General features: G+C 44.5%; 10 protein-coding genes. 4 read left to right on the top strand and 6 right to left on the bottom strand.

Annotated features, from left to right (window positions below; all coding sequences use genetic code 11):
- The first annotated feature begins 80 nt into the window (after positions 1-80).
- Positions 81-929: an RluA family pseudouridine synthase gene (locus ACHUFQ_RS11265; protein WP_394175614.1), complete on the top strand. Its 849-nt coding sequence runs from the start codon at positions 81-83 to the stop codon at positions 927-929.
- A 491-nt stretch (positions 930-1420) separates the two neighbouring features.
- On the opposite strand, the gene megL is transcribed toward ACHUFQ_RS11265, so the two are convergent.
- Positions 1421-2659 carry a methionine gamma-lyase gene (gene megL / locus ACHUFQ_RS11260; protein ID WP_394175612.1) on the bottom strand — a complete coding sequence of 413 codons (1239 nt, stop codon included), beginning with the start codon at positions 2657-2659 and terminating at the stop codon, positions 1421-1423.
- A 469-nt stretch (positions 2660-3128) separates the two neighbouring features.
- Here megL and ACHUFQ_RS11255 point away from each other — a divergent pair, with 469 nt between their 5' ends.
- On the top strand, positions 3129-4718 hold the full coding sequence (locus tag ACHUFQ_RS11255) for a sigma 54-interacting transcriptional regulator (protein ID WP_394175610.1): 1590 nt from the start codon (positions 3129-3131) through the stop codon (positions 4716-4718).
- Between the two features lie 11 nt (positions 4719-4729).
- On the opposite strand, the gene ACHUFQ_RS11250 is transcribed toward ACHUFQ_RS11255, so the two are convergent.
- The gene (locus ACHUFQ_RS11250; protein WP_394175608.1) at positions 4730-5854 is read right to left on the bottom strand and encodes a hypothetical protein; all 1125 of its coding nucleotides are present in this window, start codon (positions 5852-5854) and stop codon (positions 4730-4732) included.
- Positions 5851-6651, bottom strand: coding sequence for a class I SAM-dependent methyltransferase (locus ACHUFQ_RS11245; protein WP_394175606.1), 801 nt, complete (start codon positions 6649-6651; stop codon positions 5851-5853). The genes ACHUFQ_RS11250 and ACHUFQ_RS11245 overlap by 4 nt, the downstream gene beginning before the upstream one ends.
- 112 nt (positions 6652-6763) lie before the next feature.
- On the opposite strand from ACHUFQ_RS11245, the gene ACHUFQ_RS11240 reads away from it, so the two are divergent.
- On the top strand, positions 6764-7375 hold the full coding sequence (locus tag ACHUFQ_RS11240; RefSeq protein WP_394175604.1) for a fumarylacetoacetate hydrolase family protein: 612 nt from the start codon (positions 6764-6766) through the stop codon (positions 7373-7375).
- 35 nt (positions 7376-7410) lie between these two features.
- Here the strand turns inward: ACHUFQ_RS11240 and ACHUFQ_RS11235 are convergent, their stop codons facing one another.
- The 3 genes from ACHUFQ_RS11235 to ACHUFQ_RS11225 all read right to left on the bottom strand — a co-directional run bounded on the left by ACHUFQ_RS11235 (position 7411) and on the right by ACHUFQ_RS11225 (position 9537).
- The gene (locus ACHUFQ_RS11235) at positions 7411-7737 is read right to left on the bottom strand and encodes a translation initiation factor (RefSeq protein ID WP_394175602.1); all 327 of its coding nucleotides are present in this window, start codon (positions 7735-7737) and stop codon (positions 7411-7413) included.
- Positions 7738-7861: 124 nt separating this feature from the next.
- Positions 7862-8788, bottom strand: coding sequence for an electron transfer flavoprotein subunit alpha/FixB family protein (locus ACHUFQ_RS11230; protein WP_394175600.1), 927 nt, complete (start codon positions 8786-8788; stop codon positions 7862-7864).
- Positions 8788-9537 (bottom strand): electron transfer flavoprotein subunit beta/FixA family protein, encoded by a 750-nt coding sequence (locus ACHUFQ_RS11225; RefSeq protein WP_394175598.1) that lies wholly within the window; start codon positions 9535-9537, stop codon positions 8788-8790. Before ACHUFQ_RS11225 ends, ACHUFQ_RS11230 begins: the two co-directional genes overlap by 1 nt.
- Before the next feature lie 416 nt (positions 9538-9953).
- Between ACHUFQ_RS11225 and ACHUFQ_RS11220 the strand changes: the two genes are divergently transcribed.
- Complete coding sequence (locus ACHUFQ_RS11220) at positions 9954-11585, top strand: electron transfer flavoprotein-ubiquinone oxidoreductase (protein WP_394175645.1); 1632 nt, start codon at positions 9954-9956, stop codon at positions 11583-11585.
- The last annotated feature ends 116 nt before the right edge of the window (positions 11586-11701 follow it).

Below are 11701 nucleotides of genomic sequence, written 5' to 3'. Positions count from 1 at the left end.
CACAATCATTGGACTCTCTATCCTCCTATTCATTAAACTGAATAACAGATTCTCTCAAGCAGCCAAAGACGCAGATTTGCATGCCCACTCACGCTTTTGAAATACACCATGTAGTGACCGATGATTCCGGCGATGCTATTGAAATTTTGACCAGCTTGTCTTCGTTGTCAGCGACCAAGGTTAAACAAGCAATGCAAAAAGGCTGCGTCTGGCTAACATCGGGTAAAAAAACCAGTCGCTTGCGGCGTGCGAGTCGAAACCTGAAAAGTGGCCAGGAACTGCATATGTACTTCAATGAAGACATACTCTCGCAGCAAGCCGCCGCTGCGTCGTTAATTAAGGACTGCGGCGATTACAGTGTCTGGTATAAACCTTATGGCATGCTATCGCAAGGCTCGAAATGGAGTGACCACACCACGTTAACGCGGTACGTTGAGCAGCAATTAATGCCGCAACGGCCGTGTTTTTTGGTGCATCGGCTGGACCGCGCGACGTCTGGATTAATGGTTGTCGCTCATACAAAACATGCCGTTCGCGCACTAACATCGGCGTTTGAAAATCGACAAACCGGCAAGTGTTATCATGCCATTGTCTGTGGTGATGCATCGGCGCTAACGGAGCATTGTATCGAAAATGAACTGGATGGAAAAAATGCCATTAGCGTGATTCGCTGTTTAGGGTTTAATCCGGCCCTTAATCGCAGCAAAGTTGAAGTCGTTATTCGTACTGGACGCAAGCATCAAATACGCCGACATTTGCTGCAGTTAGGTCTGCCCATCGCCGGAGACCGCCTGTATTCATCGCCCGAAGATGGTTGGCTGGAAGCCGAAGATTTACAGCTTTGTTCCGTTTATCTGGCATTTCCCGACCCACAAAACAAAGCCATGCAAGAGTTTTATTTACCTAAACAGTGGGATCTTAGCCTGTAGCTCGTGCCGAAAACCTTTCCCCCTTACATCCTTTGCCTGGCAAGATAATGTCTAGCAAGACACCCATGATTATCAAGGCCAGACATATCAAGACAACCATAATTTGAAGCTTATTAAGACAGTAATAATAAGTCTGGAATCAACGTTCGGGAAGTTAACCGATAACTCACGTGGTGGGTTTTTTACAGGGAGGAGAGAAGGCTATGCCTCCTGAGCAAATTTCTGCTATTTAGTTAGCTTTTGCCGTCAAGGCGAAGATTGATTGTGCTGAGTGTCTTGATAAAGTGCTGAGTGTCTTGTTAAAGCGTTGTTAATAATATGTTCTTATACTCCGCCTTAAAACCGAATTCAGACTAAGACCCCCCCAAATACCAGTTGTATAGCGGCTAACATGACCGCTAAATCAGGAACAGACAGCATTGCTCCTAGCGCATTGATACCATGTGTCTATCTCTGGTGTTGCTGATGTTCCTGATGTTAGCTTTGGGCGTCTAAGCGCAGTCAGCGATTTTCTGGTTTGTTACGCCGATTTGTTTCGCAAGCTGTGGCACACGGGACAAGGCCTGATCTAGATCGGCAATAATATCGTCAACATGTTCAAGGCCTACGGCTATTCGAATTAGGCCATCGCTGATACCTGCTTCTTGTCGCTCTTCTGGGGAATAAGGTGAGTGGGTCATGGAAGCGGGATGTTGAATCAAGGACTCGGCATCCCCAAGGCTCACAGCGATGGAAAATAAGCGGGTTGCATTAATCATGGTTTTGCCGTCATCAATTCCACCGTTTATTTCAAAGCCAATAACGCCACCAGCACCGAGCATTTGTGTTCCCATATAAGGATAACCGGGGTGATCTTCAAGGCCCGGATAGTAAACTTGTTTTACTTTAGGGTGAGATTGCAGATATTCGGCAACTATCTGAGCAGACTTGCAATGCTGTTTCACCCGAATCGCCAGAGTTTTCAAACCACGCAAAATCAACCAGGCATCGTGCGGACTCATGGTCGCACCGATATCTTTAAGGACGGTCAGCTTTATCTGCTCAATCATCTCCTGACTGGAACAAACGATACCAGCGACGACATCGCCATGGCCATTTAAATACTTGGTGGCGCTATGAATAACGATATCAATCCCGAATTTACCCGGTTGTTGTAATATCGGGCTTAGAAAAGTGTTATCGACAATGGATATCAGGTTATGTTTATTCGCGACGTTACCCAACATGTCTAAATCAATGACATCCAGATTAGGATTTATGGGGGTTTCGGCAAAAATAACTTTAGTATTGGCTTTTATCGCATTTTCGATGGCACCATTAACGGTCATGTCCACGAAACTTACTTCGATACCGAAGCGCGTTAGCTGGTGACGGATCAGCGAGTAGCTGCAACCATATAACGCTTTAGAGGCGATTAAATGATCACCGGCGGATAGATTGGTTAGTAACGCTGCGGATACAGCCCCCATGCCAGTTGCTGTCGCTGCCGCATCTTCCATGCCCTCAAGCTGCGCCACTTTCAACTCTAGTTGCCTCACGGTGGGGTTACCTAAACGAGAATAAATATACCCTGAAGCTTCACCTGCAAAACGATCACCACCTTGTTCAGCATTATCAAATACGAATGTCGAAGTCTGGTAGATGGGCGTTGTAAGCGAGCCAAACTGTTCATCTTTAATCTTTCCTGCATGAATGGTAGCCGTTTCTATGTGCTTATATGTCTTTGTCATAATCCTGAACCCTTGTTTGTTACTTTGGTGTTATTTTGGTGTCATTTTGGTTTTATAAATTGATTGGCATGACGCCGTCTCATAGGGGTGTTTTGTCCTTAATTAAACAACGCTGCAAGTCATGAGCCACATAGGAATAGTTTATTAAAAACAGATGGTTAACGTTTTCGTCTGGTTTGTATTGATTTTTTTGTAATAAAATTATTACGACACTTGATGTGTTGTTGTCAGATATGAATTTATGTATTACATTTATTACAGTCGTAATAAATACGTTACGATTTATGTTGTTGTCGGTTTTTACCGGTGCCTTGTTTCTCTTGATGGTCACAGGTTTAATGAATTTTCAATCAAATGATACCAATTCCATAGAGTGGATCTTTATCAGAGGTCCATTTACGGCCCTAATTCCGAGCGGTGCAAAAGCTTAATGGAATTGGTATGAGACTTAAATATTCGGGAAGTGAAGATGCGTCTGGCGATAGAATCTGAAGACAGGGTAGGTATAACCCAGGAAATATTGGCTAAAGTGGCTGAATTAGGGGTTAATCTGACCGCGATGGAAGTAACCCAGTTTTACAATTATTTGCATCTGGATTCAGAAAGCCCGCAATTATTGGCACAACTACAAACCATTCCCGGCGTTAAGCAAGTCAAAGCCATTGAGTTGTTACCCGGAGAGCGAAGTGCCAAACAACTTGAGGCTATGCTGGCGAAAATTCCGGAGCCCATCCTGGATATCGACCGCAATGGACGGGTATTAGTGGCGAACCAATCAGCACAGATTGCCTGGAGCCAATACGCTGGAAATCAACATGATGAGCCATTGATTGGCTTAACTTTGTCCAAGTGTATTGAACAAAAACTTCGCGTATTTCTTACCGAGCAGTCGGTAACTCAGGAAATTACATTTTCCGGCCGACAGTATTTTTGTGATATTACCCCGGTAAAAATTGAGCAAAAGGTGCAAGGCGCAGTGTTGGTATTGCGATCTCTGACCGATGTTGGGCGTCACCTTGCTGCAACACAAACGAGTGACAGAGGTGGATTCGATAACATTATTGGAAAATCGGTAAAACTCTTGCAGACACTGGAACAGGCCCGGAAATTTTCAAACCTGGATCTAGCGGTATTGATTCAAGGAGAAACCGGTACCGGTAAAGAGCTGTTAGCCCGGGCAATCCATGACAATAGTGGACGCGCCCGCAAGCCCTTTTTAGCGATAAATTGTGCATCGTTAGCCCAACACCTGCTTGAAAGCGAACTGTTCGGCTATGCTGCAGGCGCATTTACTGGCGCTCGCAGTGGCGGTAAGCCAGGATTATTTGAATTGGCTGATGGCGGGACCGTATTCCTGGATGAAATAGCCGAAATGTCGGTTTATCTGCAAGCCAAGTTATTACGATTTCTGGAGGATTTTCGTTTTCGCCGGGTTGGTGGTGTTAAAGAAAAACAGGTCGATGTGCGGATCATCAGTGCCACCCATGAAAGCTTGTCTCATTTGGTCGAACATAAACGTTTTCGTGAAGACTTGTTTTATCGTCTCAATGTCTTGAATTTACAGTTGCCTGCTCTGCGCCAACGAAATGGAGATATTCCTTTATTAATTAATCACTTTGCCAGCAATGCTGCTACGCAGTTTCGTCAACCGGTTCCCAAAATTGCCGCAGATGTATTAGAACAGTTATATCACTACGCCTGGCCTGGTAATGTTCGGCAACTGCAAAATACCTTATTCCGCGCGGTGGCGTTGGCCGAAGAAGGGCAGGTAAGTCATATTGAACTGGAACCAGGTGGCGGTAGTAGTAGCACTCATGAGGTAACAAACAATGTGCATACTCCGGCTTCTAATGTCTCTATACTTGTCGAAAATTCAGGGGTAACTCCTGGTGAGGTGTCCTATCAAAGTTTAAATGAAGCCCATCAGGATTTTGAAAAGTCACTGTTTGAGCGCTTATTGCCCTTGTATCCAAGTACCCGAAAGTTAGCGAAACGGCTCAATGTTTCTCATAATACCGTGGCATTAAAGTTGAGGTTATATGGTCTATCTGCCCGCTAAACGTGCCGGTGTTACTGGCTAGTGATACCGAATAGGCGATAGACACGGTTTTTAAGATAGCCTTTGAATAATCGTTGTTCGAACGTCGCTAAACCATTTTTAAGGCGTTCACGCCAAACCAGGTATTTTAGTAAACGCACAACCTGTTTATCCTTTTGATGTAACGCCGCGCGCCGCAAATTCTCGACTATTTTGAAATCCTCGAGTGCCCGCAAACGCCATTTTAAAATGGGTTTTAATTCATCAAGTGGTGCTAAAGTCGGACATGGCGTGTTGAGTAATCGCAATATTAACCGGGTACGCAGACATTTTTCACACTGACCACAGTTGTAACTTTTATCCATCCAGCAAACTCGTAATGTATTCATCGCCAGGCGGTGTTTGCTTAAAAACGCCAGTTTTTCGTAACGGAGCTGTGGTGTGTCATAGAAAAATCGAGTTGCTTCACTGGCGTAGAGAGGGTCGGTGATCGGCGTTGTGCCATCTGGGTAAATGTCGATGATTGGCTGACTAGAAGGTATTAATACCGTTTGAAATCCGGTAAGTAAGCCGGTTGCCGCGAGTCCGGCACCACAAAAGTATTTTTTCCAACTGAGACCAAAGGTATGGGGTAGGTAGCGAATATTGGAGCGAATATTAATCAACGGAATGTTAAACGTGTTAGCAAAAGCCTGATTTTTTTGTTTTACCTCGTCCAAAAGCGATTTGTTGTCCAATTGTATATCGATGCCCTCGACAAATATCAAAGCGTCTAGCTGTCGACGATTTTTCACGAAGCTATAAAGACTATCAACCCCGCCAGAGAAAAAGCAGGCGTTAGATTTTATTTGGATATCACTTGTACCTTGTTGGGCGATAATATCGACCATGTTCAGGTGTGGCCACCATTGGCAATAGATACGTTGCAACTGGGTTAAACCAAGCAATAGGGTTGGTGATAAGGGTTTCTTTGATTGCACCACGATAGGTTGACCGGTATGCATGGCGGGTAACAATGCGGCGGCAACGAATGCATCGATAACATCGGTTCTGCCGATATCCAGGGGTAGGGTAAACCACAGCTTGAAATTGTCCAGATAAGCACTGATGGTGTGCTCGCGGCCGTCTACCTCATGGCTGATTTCAGAAATTATCATAGTCTTGCCTGCTCGGCATTGGACGGGTATTGCGATAGAGGCATAGGTTCAGGGCGTTTAACGGTAATAAAAAGGAGCGACCAGTTCATTAGAACTTCCCCGTTTTTGATCTGGTATCCCAGATAAGTGCCGATACCGTGAATAATTTCATCTAAATTGGCAAGGTCGAGCCCAAATAGCAGTTGACAGTATATCGCCATATCTTCCAGCGATTGAAAGCGCCAGTGATACTGCTCTTTTGAATGCGCAACAATATCCAACCCTGCGGCCTCTATTGCCGTAAAATCGCGGGAGTTTAGAAACATTCCTTGATGGCCAAGGGAGTTAAATCGATGCACAAACTCATTCAAAAATTTACTCGTTGAGCACTCTTGAAACACATCGGCAATGACGCCTTTACCACCGGGTTTAAGGATCCGGAAAATTTCCTTGTATATAGGCAATCGATCAAAAGTATGATGCAACCCAGCCAATGAATAGAAACTGTCCTGGCTCTGATCCTCAAGGGATATTTGATTCAAAGGGCATAGGATCCGACCTCGGTTCTCAGTTTCAGGACAAAAATTGAAAAAGATTTGACTGCTTTCAACCGCCGTATACTGAATATTGTCCTGACCAAGGTAGTCATTTAAATATCCGCCACCGGCAGGCAGGTCAGCCACTTTTTGATTGGCTCGTGTTGGCAATTGTTTTAATAAGTGGTTAAATTCATCATCCCTGGCATGGGGAAAGCGGTTCATCGCCTGTTGATATTGCTGTCCGCGCTGCTCAAATATTCCTTGATAGGATAGGTTCATAGCTAACTGTTTTTATTATTGAATTCTTGTCGGTAAAGATTAGTATAGTTGACATATTTCGAGTTGCTTGTTTGTACAAGCACGCTAGTTTAACGTTTTCAGGTAACCTTCAATGCAGTCAGTTAGTTTCAATCAACAGCTAATTAATCCGTCGAAAATTGTATGTATTGGCCGCAACTATGTGGAACACATTAAAGAATTAGGTAATGTCATCCCGGATGATATGGTGGTTTTTCTTAAGCCTAACTCGGCGATAGGGCGTACCTTGTATGCAGAACTTGATGAGCCATTACATTTTGAAGCAGAATTGGCTTTTTTGTACCAGCAAGGGCGATTCATAGCGGTAGCGTCAGGTCTGGATTTGACCAAGCGAGGCCTGCAGAGTCAGTTAAAGGAGAAAGGCTTACCCTGGGAGCGGGCCAAAGCTTTTGATAATTCGGCGCTATTTAGTGACTTTATCGAGATTGATGATGCTGATGATTTAGCCATAAGTCTGACGATTGATGGCGCAATACAACAACAGGGTAGTGTCAATATGATGATGTATTCACCGCAAGTGATCATTGAACAGCTCAAGCCGTTTATGACATTGGTTGATGGCGATATTGTGATGACGGGTACACCCAAAGGTGTCGGTCAGGTGGAATCGGGGAAAACCTATACCGCGTCGGTTAGCCAGAACAATGAAATGTTAGTTTCCTGTTCCTGGATAGCCGTGTCGTGATGAAGTCAAAGGGAGTTATTTGCTCCTAAGTTCACTTAACCGCCAATAAACTTAACCTTGAATCCGGCCTTTTCCAGTTCGGCCTTTATGACATCGCGTTTATCACCTTGTATTTCAATGGTTTCATCAATTACGGTGCCACCAGTGCCACATTTTTGTTTTAAGGTTTTGGCTAACGCCTTGAGCGCTTTTGGGTCAAGACCAAGACCGGTTATGGTGACCACACCTTTGCCTTTACGCCCTTTGGTTTCCCTGCGCACTCTCGCAAAACCATCAGATGGTGTAACGCTAGGGGCTTGTGGTTCGTCTTTAATTCGGCCACCATCGGTGGAAAAAACGAGCTTAGATAATTGATCGCGCATTTAGATTCACTATTAACAATACGGGGTAGTTGGCGATTATAACCGCTTTCGTTTTTGCTGCCCAGTTACAAAAACACCTGCAATGTGCAGGTGTTTTTCAGTTATTGATATAATCTCTAACGAGTTAAAGCTTGCCTTCCAGTTCAGGCAACACGTCGAATAGATCCGCAACCAAGCCATAATCGGCAACCTGGAAAATCGGTGCTTCGGCATCTTTATTGATGGCGACAATGACTTTTGAATCTTTCATTCCGGCAAGGTGTTGAATCGCGCCAGAAATACCTACCGCGATATAAAGGTCTGGCGCGACAATTTTACCGGTTTGGCCAACCTGCATATCGTTTGGTACAAAGCCCGCATCAACCGCAGCGCGAGATGCACCAATGGCGGCACCTAGCTTATCGGCAATGCCTTCCAATAATTGGAAGTTTTCACCGTTTTGCATGCCTCGACCACCGGAAATAACAACCGAAGCAGCGCCAAGATCCGGACGTTCTGACTCGGTAAATTCATCTTTTACATGGCTAGATACACCAGCGTCAGTCTCTTGTGACAGATTTTCAATTGTCGCATCTCCATCGGTCGCAACCGCATCAAATGCAGTGGAACGAACGGTAATCACCTTTTTACTATCCAGGCTTTGTACCGTGGCAATCGCATTACCCGCATAAATAGGACGCACAAATGTATCGGCAGATTCTACCGCGATAATATCGGAAATTTGTGCCACATCTAATAGCGCCGCCACACGAGGCATAAAGTTTTTGCCGGTTGTCGTTGCACTGGCTAACAGGTAATCATAATCACCACTGAGCTCATGCACTAATAAGCTGATGTTTTCAGCGAGTTGCTTCGCATAGGCTGTATTGTCAGCGACTAACACCTTAACAACGCCATTGGCTTTCGCTGCCTGCTCCGCAACGGTTGAGCAGTTTTCACCGGCCACCAGAATATCAATGTCGCCACCAATTTTTTGAGCGGCGCTCAATGTTTTCAATGTTTCAGCGTTTAGGCTGTTATTGTCATGTTCTGCAATTACTAAAATAGCCATTAGATCACCTTCGCTTCATTTTTTAATTTTTCAATCAGCTCATCCACTGTTTCAACCACAATACCAGCTTCGCGCTGTGCCGGTGGCGTCACTTTCAACAGTTTTGTTCGAGGTGATAAATCGATGCCAAAATCTGCCGCGGATTTAACATCCAGTGGCTTGCGTTTGGCTTTCATGATGTTGGGTAATGAGGCATAACGGGGTTCGTTTAAGCGTAAATCTGTGGTAATGATTGCCGGCAGATTCAAGCTAAGTGTTTGTAAGCCACCGTCGACTTCGCGGGTTACCGAAACGTCATCGCCGTCAACAACCACTTCGGAAGCAAATGTACCTTGCGCAAGACCGGTTAAGGCTGCAAGCATTTGACCGGTTTGGTTGTTATCACTATCAATGGCCTGCTTACCCATCAATACTAACTTTGGTTGCTCTTCTTCAACGATTTTCTGCAGTAACTTGGCAATATTTAAAGCGTCTAATTCACCTTCAGCATCAATCTGAATCGCTCGGTCAGCACCAAGTGCTAATGCGGTACGTAATTGTTCCTGACAGCTTTTATCGCCGATAGATACGGCAACAATTTCACTGGCAACGCCTTTTTCTTTTAATCGGACCGCTTCTTCTACGGCAATTTCACAAAATGGATTGATCGCCATTTTGGTATTGGTTAAATCTACGTTGCTGTTATCGGCTTTCACCCTAACCTTAACGTTGTAGTCAATCACTCGTTTGATTGGCACTAAAATTTTCATATAAACCCCATGGTGCCTGTGGCACGAATCGTTTTTGTGCGAAATTATTGCAATTAACTTACTGCACTTGCTGGCTAAATTCAATCAAGTGTTTTAAATTAACGTTTGAAATAGTTTGTTGCGTGCATGAAAGATTACTCAGCCATCATCAAAAGATCAATGAATACAGGCATAGAAACCGCTGTTTAGCAATTGCTTAAAGTGTTCAGATAGGTTTCCGAGTACGTCATGTCACTGACGAAAAACGGGTTGCAAAAACCGCATCCTTCTTTCGTCATTGGTATCTATGGTATAAGCTACAAAGCATATAAAATCAGTGTTTATCGAGTAAGAAAAGAAAAACTAACATCGGTAAATCAAACCAGTTATTACTGCAAATATTAGAGCAAGAGGGGAATTACGTGGAACGTGAATCGATGGAATTTGATGTCGTGATTGTCGGAGCTGGTCCATCCGGTTTGTCATCGGCTATCCGGTTAATGCAACAAGCACAGGAAAAAGATCAGGAATTGATGGTTTGTGTGGTTGAAAAAGGCTCGGAAGTTGGCGCCCATATTTTATCAGGGGCTGTATTTGAACCCCGTTCGTTAGCTGAACTTTTCCCTGATTATGAAACGTTAGGAGCTCCGGTACACACTAAGGTTAGCGGTGATGATATTTATTACCTGACTGGTGCGGAAAAAGCCACCAAGTTGCCGTCTATTGCCACCCCGAAAACCATGCATAATGATGGCAATTACATTGTCTCTATGGGTAACATGTGTCGTTGGCTTGCTGAACAGGCCGAAGCTTTAGGTGTTGAAATATTTCCTGGATTTCCGGCGCAACAGGTCATTTATGAAGACGGAAAGGTTGCCGGTGTTATTACTCAGGATATGGGGCTTGATAGTGACGGTAATCCGAAAGATTCCTATATGCCAGGCATGGAGTTAAGAGCGAAATATACGATCTTTGCTGAAGGCTGTCGTGGTCATCTGGGTAAAGAGCTGATCGCTAAGTATGCGCTTGATGAAGGCAAATCGCCGCAACATTATGGCATTGGCTTTAAAGAAATTTGGGACATTGATCCCGAGCAACATCAGGAAGGTCTGGTGGTTCACAGTGCAGGCTGGCCACTCTCGGGTGATACCACAGGTGGTGGGTATTTGTATCATGCCGAAAATAATCAGGTATTTGTTGGGTTGATTATCGATTTGAATTATTCAAACCCGCATTTAAGCCCGTTTGATGAATTTCAACGATTGAAACATCACCCGGTTTACAAACAATACCTTGCTGGCGGTAAGCGTGTATCTTACGGTGCACGAGCCCTGGCCAAAGGTGGCTATAACTCGCTGATAAAAATGACTATGCCCGGTGGCGTAATGGTCGGCTGTGATGCCGGAACCATCAACTATGCAAAGATCAAAGGTAATCATACGGCGATGAAGTCGGGTATTTTGGCTGCTGAAACGATTTTTGAAGCCTTGTCCGGTGGTGATGAAGGTGGCAATGATTTAACCGCATTCGCGCAGAAATTTGAGTCATCATGGTTATACGATGAGTTATATAACACCCGCAATTTCGGTCCAGCCATGCATAAACTTGGCACCTTGATGGGCGGCGCCTACAACACTTTGGATCAAAACTTTTTTGCGGGAAAATTACCATTTAACTTTAAAGATGAAACACTTGACCATGCGCAGTTAAAGCTGGCCAGCGAAGCACCGATGATTGATTATCCAAAGCCAGATGGTGAGTTGAGTTTCGATAAATTAAGCTCGGTGTTTTTATCTAATACCAACCATGAAGAGGAACAGCCGTGTCATTTGCACCTTAAAGACGCGCAAATTCCGATTACAGTTAACTGGCCTAAATATGGTGAGCCTGCTCAGCGTTACTGTCCAGCCGGTGTTTACGAGGTGGAGGAAACGGATGAAGGGGCGAAGTTTGTGATTAATTCGCAAAACTGCGTTCACTGTAAAACCTGTGATATCAAAGATCCGAGTCAAAACATTACCTGGGTTACTCCAGAAGGCACTGGCGGACCGAACTATCCTAATATGTAAGGTAAACAAAAAAGGCGCTGCTAGCGCCTTTTTTATGGTGTCGAAGGAGACAGCTTGAAAGGAAGAACTGTCATACAGCTGACAACGAATATCTCTGAATTTTGCCTTTTTAACGC

It is taken from the genome of Thalassotalea litorea, from assembly GCF_043642205.1.
Lineage (GTDB): Bacteria > Pseudomonadota > Gammaproteobacteria > Enterobacterales > Alteromonadaceae > Thalassotalea_A > Thalassotalea_A litorea.
This window is presented reverse-complemented; position numbering and strand designations above follow the sequence as displayed.